The organism is Salipiger sp. CCB-MM3, from assembly GCF_001687105.1.
Lineage (GTDB): Bacteria > Pseudomonadota > Alphaproteobacteria > Rhodobacterales > Rhodobacteraceae > Salipiger.
On record NZ_CP014595.1, the window covers coordinates 113,124 to 128,589 of the forward strand.

Here is a 15,466-nt window from a genome sequence, read left to right on the forward strand (position 1 = left end):
CTGCCGCCACGCGATGCATTGACGTATCAGGTGCCGAAAACTCGTGTTTCTTGCGCGATTGTGTGTGGACAACCTCAGGCCCCGCACCGGAAAATCGGCACCTGAGATGAATGATAAAATTATCGGGTAGTCATGGTCATGATGCAGAGTTTCCGGAGTGGACGCAGCCTCGCAGTGTTGGCGCTGACAGGGGCGCTTTTTGCCTTCCAGCCGCCGGCTGCGGGCGCGCAAACCATGACATCCGCGCTTGGCCTGACCGCCTACCGGCAGGCCGTGGCCGAGAATCTGTCGAAAGATTCGGGCATGGCGGCCTTCTATCGCTCGCGCGATTTCGCCCCCATCTGGACCGGCCCCGACGACACGGCGGCGCTGCGCCGCGCGGCACTGATCGAGGCATTGGGCACCGCGCAGGCGCATGGCCTGCCGGCGCGCCGCTATGATCTCGACGGGCTCATCCGCCGCTTGCGTCACGTCGAGGGCGAGCGGGCCCGCGGCGAACTCGAGGTCGAACTGAGCCGCACCTTCCTGCAGTTTGCCTCTGACTTGCAGAGCGGCATCCTGACCCCGAACCAGACCGATCCGGGCATCAAGCGCGAGGCGCCGCGGCGCGATCCGAAGATCCTGCTCGAAGTGCTGGCCGCCAGCGATCCGCATCAGGTGCTGCAGCATCTTGCGCCGTCGTCGGATGAATACGCCCGGCTGATGCGCGCCAAGATGCGCCTCGAACAGACCGTCGCAGGCGGCGGCTGGGGGCCGGTGGTGCGCACCGCCAAGCTCGAGCCGGGGCAGAGCGGCGGCGATGTGGTCGTGCTGCGCGACCGGCTGATTGCCATGGGCTATCTCGAGCCGACGCTCTCGGCCTCTTACGCTGGCGCGCTCACCAGCGCGGTGAAGGCGTTCCAGACCCACCACGGTCTGGCGGTGGACGGCATCGCCGGGTCCAGCACGCTCAGCCAGCTCAACATCAGCGCCGAGCAGCGGCTCGAGCAGGTGCTTGTGGCCATGGAGCGCGAGCGCTGGATGAACCTGCCCGGCGGGCTGGGCAAGCGCCACATCACCGTGAACCTCACCGATTTCCACGCCAAGATTATCGACGACGGCAAAGTAACTTTCGAGACCCGCGCCGTGGTCGGCTCGCAAGAGAGCGACCGGCGCACGCCGGAATTCTCGGATGAGATGAACCATATGGTGATCAACCCGTCGTGGTATGTGCCGCGTTCGATCGTGGTGAATGAATACCTGCCGCTGCTGCGCCGCAATCCCGGTGCCGCCAGCCATCTGGAGATCACCGACCGGCAGGGCCGGCGGGTGAGCCGCGCCAACGGCTTCTCGCAATACAGCGCGTCGAGCTTTCCGTTCTCCATGCGCCAGCCGCCGGGGCCGCGCAACGCGCTGGGGACGGTGAAGTTCATGTTCCCCAACAAATACAACATCTACCTGCACGACACGCCGTCGAAGTCGCTGTTCGACCGAACCACGCGCACCTTCTCGCATGGCTGCGTCCGGCTCAGCGATCCGCATGACTTCGCCTATGCGCTTTTGGCGCGGCAGACCGCCGATCCGCAGGGGTTCTTCCAGTCGAAACTGGCCACCGGGCGCGAACAGCGGGTCAATCTCGACCAGCCGGTGCCGGTGCATCTGATCTATCGCACCGCCTTCACCACGGTGAAGGGCGAGATGGAATACCGCGAGGATGTCTATGGCCGTGATGCGCGGATTTGGGAGGCGCTGAGCGCCGCAGGGGTGGTACTGGCAGGCGGCCCGAGTTAAATCCTCTGGGAGACCATCCCGGAGGACCCCATGTCCCTAGACAGCACCGTTCAGAGCCACAGCATCGCTGATATCGCCGCCGCGCTTGGCCTCGAGGCCGCGGGCGACGGCACCATTCTTGTCACGTCGGTTGCCGAACCCGCCTCGGCCGGACCCGACCAGCTGGCGCTGGCGATGAAGCCCGAGTTCGCCGCAACCTTGGGTGAGGGCAAGGCGCGCGCCGCCATGCTCTGGGAGGGCGCCGACTGGCAGGGCATGGGCCTTGAGGCGGCGATCCTCGCGCCGCGCCCGCGCCACGCGCTGTCGGGGCTGTCGGCCATGCTCGACCGGGGCAACGGCTATGGCGAGGGCATCCACCCGAGCGCGATCATCGACCCCACGGCACAGCTGGGCGAGGGCGTCTCGGTCGGCCCGCTCGCGGTCATTGGCGCCTATGCCAAGATCGGCGCGCGTTCGATCATCGGCCCGCAGGTCTTTATCGGCGAAGATGCCACCATCGGCGAAGAGGCGGTGATCCACTCGGGCGTGCGCATCGGCGCGCGCTGCACCATCGGCAAGCGCTTCTTCGCGCAGTTCAACTGCTCCATCGGCGGCGACGGCTTCAGCTATGTCACTCCCGAGGTGTCGGGGGTCGAGAAGGCCCGCGCCAGCCTCGGCGAGGAGGGCACGCAGGTCGCGCAGCAGTGGGCACGGATCCACTCGCTCGGCGCGGTCACCATCGGTGACGACTGCGAGGTCGGGGCCAACGCCAGTATCGACCGCGGCTCGGTGCGCGACACGCGCATCGGCAATGGCACCAAGATCGACAGCCTCGTGATGATCGGCCACAACGTGGTGGTGGGTGACAACACGCTGATCTGCGGCTGCTGCGGCATCGCCGGATCGACCAAGATCGGCAATAACGTTGTGCTGGCCGGGCAGACCGGCGTGTCGGACAATATCTTCATCGGCGACAACGTCATCACCGGCGGCGGCACCAAGGTTCTGTCGAACATTCCGGCGGGCCGCGTGATGCTGGGCTACCCGGCGATGAAGATGGAAACCCACGTCGAAACCTACAAAGGTCTGCGCCGTTTGCCACGCCTCTTCCGCGAAGTTGCCGATCTCAAGAAAGCTGTTTCCAAGCTCACCGGGAGTGAGTAAGCCGAGACCGACGCCGAAGCTGCGACGACGAGAAGGGGAGCGCCGCACCATGAGTGTAAAAGACAAGGTCATCGAGATCATCGCCGAACAGGCTGTTCTGGAGCCATCGGATGTGACGATGGACAGCACCCTCGAAGATCTGGGCATCGACAGCCTCGGGCTGGTGGAAAGCATCTTCGCCATTGAGGAAGCCTTCGACATCTCGGTCCCGTTCAACGCCAATGAGCCCGAAAAAAGCGATTTCGACATCTCCACGGTGGCGAGCATCGTCGAGGGCATCGAAAAGCTGGTGGCCGAGCAGACCGCGTGAAACGGGTCGTCATTACGGGCGCAGGCACGATCAACGCGCTGGGGCGCGGCGTGCCTGCGACATTCGAAGCCATGCGCGAGGGGCGCTGTGGCATCGGGGAACTGGAGTTTCGGGACGTCGAGCGTCTGGCCATCCGCATCGGCGGCCAGATCAAGGGCTACGAGCCGGAAGAGACCTTCAACCGCCAGCAGCTTGCGCTTTATGATCGCTTCACACAGTTCGCGCTGATTGCGGCGCGCGAGGCGATCGCGCAATCGGGGCTGGAGTTCCACGGCGACATGGCCGACAGGTCGGGCGTGGTGCTGGGCACCTCGGGCGGCGGTCTGACCACGCAGGACGAGAATTACCGCTCGGTCTACGAGGAGGGCAAGAACCGCGTTCACCCCTTTGTTGTGCCCAAGCTGATGAACAACGCTGCCGCCAGCCATGTCAGCATGGAGTTCAACCTGCGCGGCCCGACCTTCACCGTCGCCACCGCCTGCGCCAGTTCCAACCACGCCATGGGGCTTGCCTTCCAGATGGTGCGCTCGGGGGCTTGCCCGGCGATGATCACCGGCGGCTCGGAGTCGATGCTCTGTTTTGGCGGGGTGAAAGCGTGGGAAGGCCTGCGGGTGATGTCGAAAGACGCCTGCCGCCCGTTCTCGGCCAACCGCAACGGCATGGTGCAGGGCGAGGGCGCGGGGGTCTATGTCTTCGAGGACTATGATCACGCGAAGGCGCGCGGCGCGGATATCCTTGCCGAGGTGGTGGGCTTTGCGATGACCTCGGATGCTGCCGATATCGTCATGCCCTCGAAACAGGGCGCGGCACGGGCGATCTCTGGCGCGCTGCGCGACGGCAAGATCGACCGCGATGAGGTGGGCTATATCAACGCCCATGGCACCGGCACCGCCGCCAACGACAAGACCGAATGCGCCGCCGTGGCCGACGCCATGGGACCGCAGGCGGACCGGCTGATGATTTCCTCGACAAAGTCCATGCACGGCCACTGCATCGGCGGCACCGGCGCGGTCGAATTGCTGGCCTGCATCATGGCGCTGCGCGACGGGGTGATCGCCCCGACGATCGGCCATGAGGAGTTCGACGCGGAATGCGCGCTTGACGTTGTGCCCAATGAAGCGCGCGAGGCGGATGTTTCGGTGGTGCTGTCGAACGCCTTCGCCTTTGGCGGGCTGAACGCGGTGCTGGCGCTGCGCAAGGTGTGATCCAATGAGACGGCGCGGCGGGCAGGTCTCCGCCCGCCGCTCTCTCGCCACCCGCACCACTCCCGTTCCGCGCATTCCTGCGCAGATCCGGTGCGCAAATCTGCCTCCTCCTTTCCAGCCCACGCCCCATATCTAAGGGCAAAGGCAAGGAAAGGAGATCGTCATGTCCAGAAAAGTTGCCGTCATCGTGGGCTCTCTGCGCGAGGGCTCTTACAACCGCAAGCTCGCCAAGGCGCTGACCGAGGTCGCGCCGGAAGGGCTTGAGTTCGACTTCGTGGAGATCGGCGATCTGCCGCTCTACAACCCCGACCTCGACGAGGGCACGCCGCCCGAGCCGTGGAGCCGCTTCCGCAGCCAGATGACATCCGCCGAGGCGGTGCTGTTTGTCACGCCCGAATACAACCGCGGCCTGCCCGCGGCGGTGAAGAACGCGCTGGATGTGGGCTCGCGCCCCTATGGCGACAGCATCTGGGATGGCAAACCGACGGCTGTGGTCACCGGCTCACCGGGTGGCCCCGGCGGCTTTGGCGCCAACCACCAGCTGCGCCAGTCCATGGTGTTTCTGAACATGCACCCGCTGCAGCAGCCCGAAGCCTATATCGGCAACATCATGAAGCTGATCTCGGAAGACGGAGAGGTGCAGAACGAGGACACCAAAAAATTCCTCGGAACGATCATGAGCGCCTTTGCGGAGCTGATCGAAAAGCACGGCTGAACGCTGCTCTCTGCGCACCGGCACAGAAAAGGGCGGCCCTGCGAAGGGCTGCCCTTTGGTATTTCGGAAATAGCAGTATCTCGGATTTAGCCGAAACGCTCTGGGTTCAGCGGCCCAACTCAGTGCAGCGTGCGCCCCAGCTCGGCGGCCACGTCCGCCATGCGCGCGGAGAAGCCCCACTCGTTGTCGTACCATGCCAGCACGCGCACGGTACGGCCGATGACCTTGGTCTGGTCCGGCGCGAAGATCGAGCTGTGCGTGGTGTGGTTGAAATCGACCGAAACCTTGGGCTCGGGGTCATAGGCCAGAACCGAGCCCATGCGCCCGCCAGCCGCCTCGCGGATGATCTCGTTCACATCCGCCACGGTCACGTCCTTGCCCGCCTGGAAGGTCAGGTCCACCGCCGAGACGTTCGGCGTCGGCACGCGGATCGACGAGCCGTCGAGCTTGCCACGCAGGTTCGGCAGCACTTCGCCAAGCGCCTTGGCCGCGCCGGTGGAAGTGGGGATCATCGCCATGGCGGCGGCGCGGGCGCGGTAGAGGTCCTTGTGGCGGCGGTCCAGTGTCGGCTGGTCGCCGGTGTAAGAGTGGATCGTCGTCATGATGCCGCTCTCGATGCCGATCGCCTCGTCCAGCACCTTGGCCAGCGGCGCCAGCGCATTGGTGGTGCACGAGCCGTTGGAGATCATCGTGTGACCCTTCTCCAGCTCGCGGTGGTTGACGCCGTAGACGATTGTCTTCTGCACGTTCTTCGCGGGCGCCGAGATCAGCACCGAGCGCGCGCCCTGATGGATGTGCTGCACGGCTTTCTCGCCATCGTTGAAATTGCCGGTGCACTCCAGAACGACATCGCAGCCGGTCCAGTCGAGCTCGGTCATATCGTAGGTCGACATCACTTCCATCGGCCCGCGGCCGAGGTCCATGGTCGAGCCGCTGACCCGCACGTCGCCGGCGAAACGGCCATGCACGCTGTCATAGCGCAGCAGGTGGGCGGCGGTCTCGATCGGGCCGGTGGCGTTGATCTTCACCACCTGCACGTCGTTGCGCGCGCTCTCGGCGATATGGGCGAGCGTGCAGCGGCCGATACGGCCAAATCCGTTGATCCCGACGGTCACGGTCATGGATTGGTCTCCTGGTCATATGGCGGAACTTGCCATTTCGTATACAGGCGCACACCGTGGCGGCAACGCGAAAAATACAAATATTGCAATATGTTAGCGATAAACCATGCTGCGGGCGCTAACATGAGTCACTGATAGCGTATAACCTTAGGCAGTGCCGCGACGGCAGCTTGTGCCCTTGCGCATCGCGCCCGTCGCCTTACCTTGCGGCGAAACAGAACGGAGACGGACATGAGCGGACTTCTCGCGCTCCTCGACGATGTGGCGGGAATCGCCAAGATCGCCGCGGCCTCGGTCGATGACATTTCGGCCAGCGCCGCCAAGGCCGGATCCAAGGCCGCCGGGGTGGTGATCGACGACGCGGCGGTGACGCCGAAATACCTGCATGGCTTCGAAGCCAAGCGGGAGTTGCCGATCATCTGGCGCATCGCGCGCGGGTCGGTGTTCAACAAGGTGGTGATCCTGCTGCCGCTGGCGCTCCTGCTCTCGACCTTCGCGCCGTGGATGATCCCGACGCTGCTGATCGCGGGTGGCTCGTTCCTCTGCTTCGAGGGGGCCGAGAAGGTGATGCATGTGCTTAAACCCGGCCATGAGGCGAGCGGGCCTGAGAAACAGGCGGCCAAGGGCGATCCGGTGCATCTCGAAGAGCAGAAGGTGAAGGGCGCGATCAAGACCGACTTCATTCTGTCGGCAGAGATCATGACCATCTCGCTCTCGGCCATCGAGGTCACTGAAGTCTGGATCAAGGCCGTCGCGCTCGGTCTCGTTGGCGTCGGCATTACGGCGGTGGTCTATGGCGCCGTGGCGCTGATCGTGAAGATGGACGACATCGGCCTGTGGCTGACCCGCGTCGGCCGCCTCGGGGCCACGCGCGCGCTGGGGCGCGGCATCGTCAAGGCGATGCCGGTGGTGATGTGGCTGCTCTCGACCGTGGGCACCGTGGCAATGCTCTGGGTCGGCGGCTCGATCCTCGTGCACTCGCTGGCGCAGATGGGCTGGCATATGCCCGAAGAGACCATCCACCATATCGCTGAAGGCGCGGCGCATAAGGTCTCCGAAGACCTGCAGCCTGCGGCGCTCTGGATCGTGACGGCGGTTTGCGATGGCATCCTCGGGGTGATCTGGGGGATCATCCTCGTGCCGATCGTCACCAAGCTGGTGATGCCGCTCTTCGGGAGCAAAAAGCAGGCACAGCACTGATCGCAGCACTGATCTCTGCGCCAAGTGCCCGCCGCAGCGCTACCTGCGGCGGAATGGGCGTGCTAGGCTGAGCGCGGCGCATGGGAAGCGATCCGCGCCGCGCGTCTCCCCGGAGGCCCTGCATGGCTATTCACCCGCGTCTCACGCTGCAAGCGGTGCTCTGCGCAGCCCTCCCGGCGGCTCTGCCTGCGCAGAGCCCGCTGATCGACGAGTCCTTTCTCACCGACCGCAGCTACGTGATGCTGGTGCCCCCGGCGGAGGCGGCGACGGCATGGGTCTGCATCGGCGCGGACGCGCGCGCCCGCGCAGTGCTGCGTCAGCCGGGCAGCGCGGCGCTGCAAGAGGCGCTCACCCAGGATTGGACCGCCACCGCCCGCTGCGACGCGGGCATCGCGCAGCTGCGCATCGCCGGGCCCACCGGCACAGCCTTGCAGAATTTCCCGGTCGGCCGCCATTATGTGGATGGCATCGCGCGGTTGCAGAGTTTCGACCTCACCGCCGTGATACGCCAATGCGCCGGCTGGTTCGACAGCCTTCCCGATGCCTGCCGCAGCGCGCCGCAAGGTGAGGGCTGCGCCGCGCTCGAACAGAGTTTCAGCTTCGGCCCCGGCGCGCCGCTGCCGGGCAGCGCGCCGCTCTCGATCTCCGCCAACTGCGTCAATGGCGACATCGCCCCGCGCCAGATCACCCCCCGGCTCGAGTTGCGCTGCCTGCATGAAACAATCTGCCTCGCCGCCTTCTGACGGAAAAAGGGCGCCCCAACAGAGGCGCCCTTCAAACTTCTTCTCTTTGTCAAATACGCCGGGGGTGAGCCCGCAGGGCGAGGGGGCAGCGCCCCCTCATCCTTCGCGTATCAGAGCAGACCCTTGGCCTTTTCGACCACGTTCGCCGCGGTGATGCCGAACTTCTCGTAAAGCACCTCTGCCGGGGCCGAGGCACCAAAGCTGTCCATGCCCACGAACGCCTGCTTGGCCTCGCGGCCACGCTCGCCGAGCAGCCAGCGGTCCCAGCCGCCGAGACGGGTTGCCGCCTCGATGCCGACGCGCACGGGGCCGGCGGGCAGCACGCGCTTGCGATAGGCCTCATCCTGCTGCGCAAAGAGCTCCATACAGGGCATGGAGACCACGCGGGTGCCGATGCCCTCGGCCTGCAGCGCGTCGCGCGCGGCCAGAGCGATCTCGACCTCAGAGCCGGTGGCGATGAGGATCACCTGACGCTTGCCCTCGGCATCGGCGAGCACATAGGCGCCCTTCGAGGTGAGGTTGCTGGTCTTGTGCTCCTTCCGCACGGTCGGCAGGTTCTGACGGGTCAGCGACAGCACCGACGGCGTGGTCTTCTGCGTCAGCGCGATTTCCCAAGCCTCGGCGGTCTCGACGGTGTCGGCCGGGCGGAACACCAGCGTGTTCGGCGTCGCGCGGCTGATCGCCAGATGCTCGATCGGCTGGTGCGTCGGGCCGTCTTCGCCCAGACCGATGGAATCGTGGGTCATCACAAAGACCGTCGGGATCTGCATCAGCGCGGCAAGGCGCATCGCGGGGCGGGCGTAGTCGGTGAACGCCATGAAGGTGCCGCCATAGGGGCGCAGGCCGCCGTGCAGCGCCATGCCGTTCATCGCCGAGGCCATGCCGTGCTCACGGATGCCCCAATAGACGTAGCGGCCCTTGCGGCTCTCGACGTCGAAGACGCCCAGATCGCCGGTCTTGGTGTTGTTCGAGCCGGTGAGGTCCGCCGAGCCGCCCACGGTTTCGGGCATGATCGGGTTGACCACCTCGAGCACCATTTCCGAGCTCTTGCGGGTGGCGACCTTCGGGCCTTCCTCGGTGATCTGCTTTTTCAGCGCGCGGATCACCGCCGACAGCTTCTTCGGCGCGTCGCCGTCTTGCTGGCGGGCGAACTCTTTCTGGCGGCTGTCCGACAGGCCACCCAGACGGGTTTCCCATTCGGCGCGCTCGGCGGCGCCGCGGCTGCCAACCTCTTCCCACCACGATTTCACTTCGGCGGGCACTTCGAACGGGCCGGTGGTCCAGCCCCAGACCTTCTTGGCCGCGTCGTTCTGCTCGCCGTTGGTCAGTGCGCCGTGACCCTTCGAGGTGTCCTGCGCGGCGTGGCCGAGGGCGATGTGGGTCTTGCAGGCGATCATCGTCGGCTGCGCGCTCTTCTTCGCCGCCACGATGGCCGCGTCGATCGCTTCGGGGTCATGGCCGTCGATCTCGATGACCTCCCAGCCCGCCGAGCGGAAACGGCCCGGCTGATCGGTCTTGTCCGAAAGCTCGACCTTGCCGTCGATGGTGATGCCGTTGTTGTCCCAGAAGACGATCAGCTTGCCGAGGCCATAGCGGCCGGCGAGGGTGATCGCCTCCTGGCTCACGCCTTCCATCAGGCAGCCGTCGCCAGCGATGACATAGGTGTGGTGATCCACGACCTTCTTGCCAAAGCGCGCGCGCAGGATCTCTTCGCCCATGGCGAAGCCGACGGCGGTGGCGATGCCCTGACCGAGCGGACCGGTGGTGGTCTCGATGGCGTCGGCGTGGAAGTTTTCAGGGTGGCCTGCGGTGCGGGCGCCCCATTGGCGGAAGTTCTTCACCTCATCGAGGGTGATCTGCTGATCGCCGGTGAGATAGAGCAGCGAGTAAAGCAGCATCGAGCCATGGCCCGCCGACAGGATGAACCGGTCGCGGTCGGGCCATTTGGGGTTGGCCGCATCGAACTTGAGATGCTTCGAATAGAGCACGGTCGCAACGTCTGCCATGCCGATGGGCATGCCGGAGTGGCCGGAGTTGGCGGCGGTCACCGCATCAAGCGTCAGCGCGCGAATGGCGCAGGCGCGGGTCCAGTGCTCGGGGTTGTTGGCTCGGAGTGCGTCGATATCCACGGGGCTTTGTCCTCTTGCCGGAAGCCTGTCAGCGCGCTCAATAGCAGCGTGGCCGATAAGTTCAAGCATTGCGCGGAAATCCGGTGATGCGCAGGATGAAGCGCGGGCCGTAAGGCCTTGGAACATATGGCGCGCATTTTCCCGGCACGCTTGCTATCCTTTTACGAAACCCGCTTGCATTGATTCGCCTTTCCCGTCTCGATGGTATAATTCGCGCCGAGGCCGCCGGTCGGCCCGGCACTGGCCGAAGCAGCATCGGACGGACCAAACCCGCGCATAGGCGGGAGGCAAGACCAAGGAAACAAGGGACGCAGGATGACCCAGATCGACGAGTTGCACTCACGGATCACCCGCGCACTCGACCGTATCTCGACCGGCGTCGAGATTCTGGGCACGGCGCCGGGCGCCGCCGCGCAGGGCGGCGAGAGCGATGAGATCGAGGCGTTGCGCAAGGCGCTGGACGATGAGCGCATGGCCAATGCCCAGCTCGAGGAGCGGGTGCGCGCGCTGCATGCGCAGATCGAAAACCCGCCGGTAGAGGCATCCGCTGAAAAGGATGCGGACTCGGACGCGCTGGCGGCGCAGATCGACGCGCAGCGCGGCGCCATGGCGGCGCTCGACGAGGATCTGCAGCGCCTGCGTCAGGCCAATGCCGCGCTTCTGGCGTCGCAGCAGGAGATGCGCGGGGCGCTCGAAGCAGGTGTCGGCGAGCCGCATCTGATCAATCAGGCGATGCTTGCCGAGCTTGAGGCCCTGCGCGCCGCGCGCGCCACCGAGGTCAGCGAGGCCAAAGCGCTGATCGCCGGGCTTGAGCCGCTGCTGGCCGGTGCCGCCAGTGAGTCTCAGGGCGAGATTCAGAGCGAAGCGGAGGAGCAGTGATGTCGCAGATCGAGGTCGAAATCATCATCGGCGGGCGCAGCTTCGAAGTGGCCTGCCAGCAGGGCGAAGAGCAATATCTGCAGACCGCCGCGCGTATGCTCGACACCGAGGCGCAGGTGCTGGTCAGCCAGATCGGGCGGATGCCCGAGGGGCGCATGCTGCTGATGTCGGGGCTGATGCTGGCCGATAAGACCGCCGGGCTCGAAGACCGGCTGACCGAGACCGAGGCGCGGCTGCGCGAGGCCGAGGAACGGCTCGCCGCCATGTCCTCCGAGGTGCGCGCCCTGCGCGACGCGCCGCCGCCCGAGCCGCAGCGCGTCGAGGTGCCGGTGATCCCGCAGGGGGTGACTGAGGCCATGGCCGAGCTTGCCGCCCGGGCCGAGGCGCTGGCCGCCGAGGTCGAGGAGAAAGCAGGGGAATGACCCCTGCCGCCGCGCCCTTGGATGGGGCGGGATTTGCGTATTTTTAAAGAGAAGAAGGGCTGGGGGGATACGCCCGGAATCTGATGGCGCGGCGCGAGGGGGCGGCGCTTTGGAGCGGCCAAAGTAAGAGGGCGGGAAAATTTCCCGCCCTTATCTATTGGTGCCAGTGGCGCTTTCCTGTGGCGCTCAGCGCTTGAGGATCGAGGCCCCTGCGTATTCCGCCGCTTCGTCGAGCATCTCTTCGATACGGATCAGTTGGTTGTATTTCGCGAGCCGGTCGGAGCGGGCCAGCGAGCCGGTCTTGATCTGACCGCAGTTGGTGGCGACGGCGAGATCGGCGATGGTGGCGTCCTCGGTCTCGCCCGAGCGGTGCGACATCACGTTGGTGTAGCGCGCGCGGTGGGCCATATCGACCGCCTTCAGCGTCTCGGACAGCGAGCCGATCTGGTTGACCTTCACCAGCATGGAATTGGCCACGCCCTTTTCGATGCCCATGGCGAGACGCTCGGGGTTGGTGACGAAGAGATCGTCGCCGACCAGCTGGATCTTGTCGCCGAGCTTCTCGGTCAGCAGCTTCCAGCCGTCCCAGTCATCCTCGGCGCAGCCGTCTTCGATCGAGATGATCGGGTAGTCGTCGCAGAGCGCGGCGAGGTAATCGACGTTCTCGGCCGGGGTGAGCGAGAGGCCTTCGCCCTTCATCTCGTATTTGCCGTCCTTGAAGTATTCGGTCGAGGCGGCGTCGAGCGCGAGGTAGATGTCCTCGCCGGGTTTGTAGCCGGCCTTTTTGATCGACTTGAGGATGAAGTCGAGCGCCTCGCGGGTCGATCCGAGCTCGGGGGCGAAGCCGCCTTCGTCGCCGAGACCGGTGGACATGCCCGCCGCCGACAGCTCTTTCTTCAGCGTGTGGAAGACCTCGGAGCCCATGCGCACCGCTTCGCGGATGCTGGTCGCCGAGACCGGCATGATCATGAATTCCTGAATGTCGATCGGGTTGTCGGCATGCTCGCCGCCGTTGATGATGTTCATCATCGGCACCGGCAGGACGCGGGCCGCGGTGCCGCCGACGTAGCGATAGAGCGGCTGGCCGGTGAATTCCGCCGCCGCCTTGGCCACTGCCAGCGAGACGCCGAGGATGGCGTTGGCGCCGAGCCGGCCCTTGTTCTCGGTGCCATCGAGCTCGATCATCGCCATGTCGATGGCCTGCTGCTCGGTGGCGTCAAAGCCGACGATGGTCTCGGCGATCTCGCCGTTCACCGCTTCGACCGCTTCGAGCACGCCTTTGCCCATGTAGCGGGATTTGTCGCCGTCACGCTTTTCCACGGCTTCGTGCACGCCGGTCGAGGCGCCCGAGGGCACGGCGGCGCGGCCCATGGTGCCGTCTTCGAGTGTGACGTCGACTTCGACGGTGGGATTGCCGCGGCTGTCGAGGATTTCGCGCGCGTGAATGTCGATGATGATGCTCATGGGTCCCTCGCAAAGGAATGGGTTCGCGACGAGCTATAACAGGGGCGGCGAAGAAGTAAACAATTGTGCTAACGCTAACAGCGCCTGTTTCTATTGGGTTGCGCTAACAATGCGGCGGCGCGGCGCGCAGGGTTTTGCCCTGCAGCGAAAACCCCCTAAGTTTTGCTGCAACCGCGAAAAGAGCAAACAGCAGGAAAGGCCGCAGGGCAGCGCCGAGGGGAGGACGGCGGGGCGCGGAAATACATGCATGGATGAAGAAATCAGCGAGATCGGGCAGCAGGTGGCAGAGATCTCGGAGCTGGATCAGCTTGAGCAGCAGGTGGCGGATTTTTCCGACACCGTCGAGGCGATCATCCCGGTGCTGCCGCATTGGGTGATGCCGACGGTGGTGATCGCGCTGGCCTTTCTCGTCGGCGTTTCGGCCTATCGGCTGGTGTTCTGGGCGCTGACCAAGGCTGTGGCGAAACGCGATCTGTTCTGGCGCAGCCTTGTGTCGCGCACCCGCAGACCGCTGCGCATGGGGCTGGTGGTGGCCTTTCTGGCCATCGGCGTGGCCGTGGCGCCGATGAACGAAGAGTGGCGAAACTTGCCGCAGCACGCGCTGCTCATCGCCTTCATGGTGCTGGTGGCCTGGGTGATCCACACCGCGCTTTACATCTGGACCACCGTGCATCTGCGCAAATTCTCGCTCGACGCCGAGGACAACACGCTGGCGCGCAAACATGTGACGCAGAGCCGTATCCTCATGCGGCTAGCAGGCTGGCTGATCATTATCGTTGCCGTCTCGGCGATCCTGATGACCTTTCCGGGCGTGCGGCAATGGGGCGTCTCGCTGCTCGCTTCGGCGGGGGCGGCGGGTATCGTCGTCGGCTTTGCCTTTCAGCCGGTGCTGAAGAACCTGATCGCGGGGATCCAACTGGCGATCACCCAGCCGATCCGCATCGACGATGCGGTGATCGTCGAGGGCGAATGGGGCTGGATTGAGGAGATCACCGGCACTTACGTGGTGATCAAGATCTGGGACTGGCGGAGGCTGATCGTGCCCCTGAGCTATTTCATCGAGCAGCCGTTCCAGAACTGGACGCGGGACGGGGCCTCGCTGATTGGCGGGGTGCTGCTCTATCTCGATCATTGCGCCGATATCGACCGCATCCGCGCGAAGATGAACGAGATCTGCCGCGAGAGCGAGCTTTGGGATGGCAACGTGTGCCACCTGCAGGTGAATGACTTCCGCGAGCGGGTGATGGAGATCCGCATCCTTGCCTCGGCCCGCAACGCGCCGCGCACCTATGACCTGCGCTGCGAGATCCGCGAGAAGCTGATCACGTGGATCCAGCGCGACATGCCCGAGGCGCTGCCGCGCACCCGCGAGACGGTGTCGGTGGATCGGCCAGAGACGGATATGCACCCCAGTGTCGAGGTGATCGGCGGCTGAGGTGCCGCGCGGCGCGAACCGGAGGGCTCAGAGCCCCCGGTTCACGTCACGCTCTTTGGCCCGTGCCAGCCGGTGCTCGCGTACGAAGGTGTAGAGCCCGGCGCAGAGGATCAGCGCGGCACCGGCATAGGTCCAGCCGTCGGGCCGCTCGCCAAAGATCAGCATGCCAAGGCTGGCGGTGAAAATCAGCCGCGTGTAGCGGAAGGGCGAGACCGCCGCGACCTCGGCAAGCCGCATGGCGGTGGTGACCGCAAGATAGCCGCCCGCGGTCACCGCGACGGCGGCGAGGATCGGGGCCAGCGCGCTTGGCGCAAAGACCGGTGGCTCGCCCGAGACCAGCAGTAGCGCCAGACCGACCGGCGCGATCGAGGCCATGCCCCATGCCGAGACCACCACCGAGGGGATCGCCACGGGCAGCGTGCGGGTGACGAGATCGCGCGCCGCAAGACCGATGACGCCGACCACCGCGCAAATCTCCCAACCGGAGAAAGCCGCGCCGAAGGGGCGGATCACCATCAGCATGCCGACCAGCCCCACGGCGATCGCCGACCAGCGCCGCCAGCCGACGGTCTCGCCAAGGAACAGCGCGGCCCCGAGCGTCACCGCAAGCGGGGCGGTCTGCATGATCGCCGCCATCACCGACAGCGGGATATGCGACAGGCCGACGATCATACCGAGCCCGCCGATCATCTCGAAGACGTTGCGCAGCAGCACCTTGGGATGCAGCGCATCGGCGCGGCGCAGCGGCATCCGCTTGAGCCGGGCGAGGATCAGGAAGACGAGACAGCCGCCAAGCCCGAGCGCGATCATCACCTGACCTGCGGGTGCCTGCAGGGTCGACAGCTTGATAAAGGCGTCGCTGAGAGCCAGCAACGCCATGCCAAGCACCATCATGCCGATGGCGCGAAGGGTATCCATTTTACTGCCTTT

Annotated in this window: 14 protein-coding genes; 10 read left to right on the top strand and 4 right to left on the bottom strand. The window is 65.5% G+C overall.

Translation table 11 applies throughout. From position 1 onward, the window contains the following. The first annotated feature begins 234 nt into the window (after positions 1-234). From AYJ57_RS00580 to AYJ57_RS00600, 5 genes are all read left to right on the top strand, one after another. A complete protein-coding gene (locus AYJ57_RS00580) occupies positions 235-1,770 on the top strand; it encodes a L,D-transpeptidase family protein (protein WP_237220173.1) in 1,536 nt (511 codons plus the stop codon). A gap of 30 nt (positions 1,771-1,800) precedes the next feature. Then, positions 1,801-2,913 carry a UDP-3-O-(3-hydroxymyristoyl)glucosamine N-acyltransferase gene (locus AYJ57_RS00585; protein ID WP_066099716.1) on the top strand — a complete coding sequence of 371 codons (1,113 nt, stop codon included), beginning with the start codon at positions 1,801-1,803 and terminating at the stop codon, positions 2,911-2,913. 49 nt (positions 2,914-2,962) lie between these two features. Then, entirely contained in the window at positions 2,963-3,223 is a 261-nt protein-coding gene (locus tag AYJ57_RS00590) for an acyl carrier protein (RefSeq protein ID WP_066099719.1), read from the top strand. After that, positions 3,220-4,428, top strand: a complete 1,209-nt coding sequence (locus tag AYJ57_RS00595; RefSeq protein ID WP_066099723.1) for a beta-ketoacyl-[acyl-carrier-protein] synthase family protein — start codon at positions 3,220-3,222, stop codon at positions 4,426-4,428. Before AYJ57_RS00590 ends, AYJ57_RS00595 begins: the two co-directional genes overlap by 4 nt. 163 nt (positions 4,429-4,591) lie before the next feature. Then, positions 4,592-5,143: an NADPH-dependent FMN reductase gene (locus AYJ57_RS00600; protein WP_066099726.1), complete on the top strand. Its 552-nt coding sequence runs from the start codon at positions 4,592-4,594 to the stop codon at positions 5,141-5,143. A gap of 119 nt (positions 5,144-5,262) precedes the next feature. On the opposite strand, the gene gap is transcribed toward AYJ57_RS00600, so the two are convergent. Then, positions 5,263-6,264 (bottom strand): type I glyceraldehyde-3-phosphate dehydrogenase, encoded by a 1,002-nt coding sequence (gene gap / locus AYJ57_RS00605; RefSeq protein WP_066099729.1) that lies wholly within the window; start codon positions 6,262-6,264, stop codon positions 5,263-5,265. A gap of 231 nt (positions 6,265-6,495) precedes the next feature. On the opposite strand from gap, the gene AYJ57_RS00610 reads away from it, so the two are divergent. Together AYJ57_RS00610 and AYJ57_RS00615 are read left to right on the top strand one after the other, a co-directional pair. Continuing rightward, on the top strand, positions 6,496-7,464 hold the full coding sequence (locus AYJ57_RS00610; RefSeq protein ID WP_066099732.1) for a DUF808 domain-containing protein: 969 nt from the start codon (positions 6,496-6,498) through the stop codon (positions 7,462-7,464). A gap of 122 nt (positions 7,465-7,586) precedes the next feature. Beyond that, positions 7,587-8,207 carry a hypothetical protein gene (locus AYJ57_RS00615; RefSeq protein WP_066099735.1) on the top strand — a complete coding sequence of 207 codons (621 nt, stop codon included), beginning with the start codon at positions 7,587-7,589 and terminating at the stop codon, positions 8,205-8,207. A gap of 110 nt (positions 8,208-8,317) precedes the next feature. Here AYJ57_RS00615 and tkt read toward each other — a convergent pair whose 3' ends face one another. Continuing rightward, positions 8,318-10,336 carry a transketolase gene (gene tkt, locus AYJ57_RS00620; protein WP_066099738.1) on the bottom strand — a complete coding sequence of 673 codons (2,019 nt, stop codon included), beginning with the start codon at positions 10,334-10,336 and terminating at the stop codon, positions 8,318-8,320. A gap of 315 nt (positions 10,337-10,651) precedes the next feature. Here tkt and AYJ57_RS00625 point away from each other — a divergent pair, with 315 nt between their 5' ends. Next, positions 10,652-11,215 carry a hypothetical protein gene (locus AYJ57_RS00625; RefSeq protein ID WP_066099740.1) on the top strand — a complete coding sequence of 188 codons (564 nt, stop codon included), beginning with the start codon at positions 10,652-10,654 and terminating at the stop codon, positions 11,213-11,215. After that, complete coding sequence (locus tag AYJ57_RS00630) at positions 11,215-11,637, top strand: cell division protein ZapA (RefSeq protein ID WP_066099745.1); 423 nt, start codon at positions 11,215-11,217, stop codon at positions 11,635-11,637. The genes AYJ57_RS00625 and AYJ57_RS00630 overlap by 1 nt, the downstream gene beginning before the upstream one ends. 186 nt (positions 11,638-11,823) lie before the next feature. Here the strand turns inward: AYJ57_RS00630 and eno are convergent, their stop codons facing one another. Further along, complete coding sequence (gene eno, locus AYJ57_RS00635; protein ID WP_066099748.1) at positions 11,824-13,101, bottom strand: phosphopyruvate hydratase; 1,278 nt, start codon at positions 13,099-13,101, stop codon at positions 11,824-11,826. A 247-nt stretch (positions 13,102-13,348) separates the two neighbouring features. On the opposite strand from eno, the gene AYJ57_RS00640 reads away from it, so the two are divergent. Beyond that, on the top strand, positions 13,349-14,536 hold the full coding sequence (locus AYJ57_RS00640; protein ID WP_066099751.1) for a mechanosensitive ion channel family protein: 1,188 nt from the start codon (positions 13,349-13,351) through the stop codon (positions 14,534-14,536). A gap of 27 nt (positions 14,537-14,563) precedes the next feature. Here AYJ57_RS00640 and AYJ57_RS00645 read toward each other — a convergent pair whose 3' ends face one another. Continuing rightward, on the bottom strand, positions 14,564-15,454 hold the full coding sequence (locus tag AYJ57_RS00645; RefSeq protein WP_066099754.1) for a DMT family transporter: 891 nt from the start codon (positions 15,452-15,454) through the stop codon (positions 14,564-14,566). Positions 15,455-15,466 lie beyond the last annotated feature (12 nt).